The sequence below is a fragment of the Desulfobacterium sp. N47 genome (assembly GCF_051233685.1).
Classification (GTDB): domain Bacteria; phylum Desulfobacterota; class Desulfobacteria; order Desulfobacterales; family RPRI01; genus RPRI01.
On record NZ_JBAMMY010000293.1, the window covers coordinates 1 to 2,681 of the forward strand.

General features: G+C 42.3%; 2 protein-coding genes. Both read left to right on the plus strand.

The genetic code is table 11. The annotated features are described in order from the left end of the window. Positions 1-709: 709 nt before the first annotated feature. On the plus strand, positions 710-1,309 hold the full coding sequence (locus VXK47_RS19045) for a UbiX family flavin prenyltransferase (protein WP_435550370.1): 600 nt from the start codon (positions 710-712) through the stop codon (positions 1,307-1,309). Positions 1,310-1,317: 8 nt separating this feature from the next. Continuing rightward, positions 1,318-2,322, plus strand: a complete 1,005-nt coding sequence (gene fni, locus VXK47_RS19050; RefSeq protein ID WP_435550371.1) for a type 2 isopentenyl-diphosphate Delta-isomerase — start codon at positions 1,318-1,320, stop codon at positions 2,320-2,322. The last annotated feature ends 359 nt before the right edge of the window (positions 2,323-2,681 follow it).

A 2,681-nucleotide genomic window follows, 5' to 3' on the forward strand; every position in this document is an offset into this window, starting at 1 on the left:
TCGAGTAATCCTTCTATATGATACCCGATGTTTTCAAGAAACGTAATTTCGCTTTTTGGCTGTTATTCATATTCTTTTAAACAGGTCGAAGTTTAATTTCAAAAGGTTTTCCATGGATAAAGTGCGCTATTCAGCAGCTTGCTCTTTCTATCCCGAAGGCGATAAAATGCCAAGCAAATTATTGCCTTCGGAAGCTTAATATAGCGATATATACTGGCATTACCAGTAAATACTGGTAGTTGTAAGTTTCAATTTAAATATTTTATGGCCGTGGGCTAAAATAGAGCAACTAACTGAAATTATGAGAATTTTGCTTTATATAAGTGATTTATTTAATACGATAAGCTTTATGGCATATGATTTGCTTTCTTTATGGCATATGATTTGCTTTATGAAATAAACAATTTTAAATGGGAATACTGTTAATCATTATTTGACTCAAATCAGAAAACAAATTGCTGAAGTCTATGAACAACAATCTCCTGTTAAAGGTAAAATGGATCAGTTAAACACCGAAATCCTACGACAGTTTGCAATTTAGGGTTTTACCATTAATGTTACATCTGAAAACCCAACAGAGAGGTCCTTTACATGAACAATATAGCCGATGGTATTATGAGAAATATACTACTGCTGCTAAACTGACCTCCTCTGAAAAAGAACGTATCAAAAAAATATCAAAATTTCATTATAAGGAGGAGGTTTTAAAATGAAAGGAATCATATTAGGCATAACAGGTGCATCAGGAATAATATATGGTGTTAGAACTCTGGAGACACTAACAAAGCTTGGTGTGCCGACGCATCTTATCATTTCCGAATCGGGCGTGAGAAATATTAGCATTGAATCACGCTATAAGCTTGATGAGCTCAAAGCGATGGCTAATTATGTGCATGATTTCAGGGATGTCAGCGCTTCTGTGGCCAGCGGTTCCTATCGTGTAGAGGGGATGATCGTGGCGCCCTGTTCCATAAAGACACTTTCCGCCATTGCGAATTCCTACAATGAGACTCTGTTAGTAAGGGCCGCCGATGTAATTTTGAAGGAACGGAGGAAGTTGGTGCTGGTGGTCCGCGAAACACCCTTGCATGAAGGGCATCTGGATCTGATGCTCAGGGTAACAAGGATGGGTGGTATCATTATGCCGCCGATGCCGGCTTTTTATCATATACCTAAAACTATCGATGACATAGTAAACCAGACAGTTGGCAAGGTTCTGGATCAGTTTTCCATTGAGGCCGACCTGTTCAAGAGGTGGGGTGGAACCGAAGGTGGGGTGGAACCGAATAAGCTTAGGCAGATAAGATAGAAGGGCCCATGGACCATGCATCACAACAAATAAAAAGTCGTCATATCAAGGTATGCCTTAAGCACGATGTGCAAACAACCGTTTCCAACGGTCTGGAAAAAGTTAGATTAACCGTGGCCTTGCCGGATTTTTTATTTTCCGAGATGGATCTGCAATGTGAATTCCTGGGGAAAACCCTCTCCCTGCCATTGCTGATTGCGCCGCTTACCGGTGGCTGTGGCTTGTCTCGGAGGATAAACAGGAATCTGGCCGAGGCGGCAGAGCGTATGGGGCTGGCCATGGCGGTCGGTTCACAGAAACTGATGCTCGACAACATATCGTCCCCTGATTCTTATCTTTTGCGGGATATTGCGCCGAATATTCCCCTTTTGGCCAATGTCGGCCTGGTACACGTTAAAAGGGGGAAGGATTATCTGCTGAAGGCAGTTGAATCTATCGAGGCGGACGGTCTGATCCTTTACATCAATCCTCTCCATGAAGTCCTCCAAGAGGGGGGCGAAAAGGACTTTCGGGGTCTTCTGGAAGAGCTCGAAAAAATAAGCGCGGATTTTCCTTACCCTATCATGCTAAAGGAGGTGGGGACCGGCATTCCAGAGTCCGTTGTGAAATGGGCGGCGGCAAAAAATGGCATCCGGGGGGTGGACGTGGCCGGCTTAGGCGGGACAAACTGGGCCAGGATCGAAGGCCTGATATCAGGCCAAAATTATGAGTTGTATGAAAGCTTGGGTATAGAGACGGCTGAGAGTATACTCATTGCCAGAAAGCATTTGCGTGATGAGCAGTACCTGATAGCTTCTGGAGGTATAAGGAACGGGGTCGAAATTGCCAAGGCACTGGCCATGGGTGCCAATCTTGTGTCAATGGCCCTTCCTTTTCTGCTTTGGGCTTCGCACTCTCTGGAGGAGATCATAAAAGGCGTATCAGCTCTCAAGAAAGAATTGCAGGTGGCCATGTGGTGCATGGGTTCTATTAATATCAAGGACATGAGGGGAAAGTTTATTTTACGGAAATGAAAGTAGTGTTTTTTTAAATATTAAACCCCAATGGATTAAATTTTTTGATGCTGAAACTGGAAAAAGATTAACGTTTTTAACGAATCAATTTTTTTTCAGCTTTGACTATAGCACAACCTTACAATTCGAATATAATGTTTCAGACAAAACAAGTATAAAAAGGTGCTAGTTTAGAACGCTGGTTTCATTTATGTTGAAGCCTTAACCGATTATCAATTATTCTTTGTTCTTTGGCAATTTGAACCGAACGTTTATAATGACTCGGTATCATGGATTTGTTTCCTGTTCTGTGGACAAATCCAGGCGTATAATTCCAAAGGGCCTGATGTGGCCTGCTGAGAGAAAGAACTATCTCTAAA

Bases quoted from the DNA above. Each gene is read 5' to 3' on its own strand.
- VXK47_RS19045 (WP_435550370.1), top strand. From the start codon at position 710: ATGAAAGGAATCATATTAGGCATAACAGGTGCATCAGGAATAATATAT.
- fni (WP_435550371.1), top strand. From the start codon at position 1,318: ATGGACCATGCATCACAACAAATAAAAAGTCGTCATATCAAGGTATGC.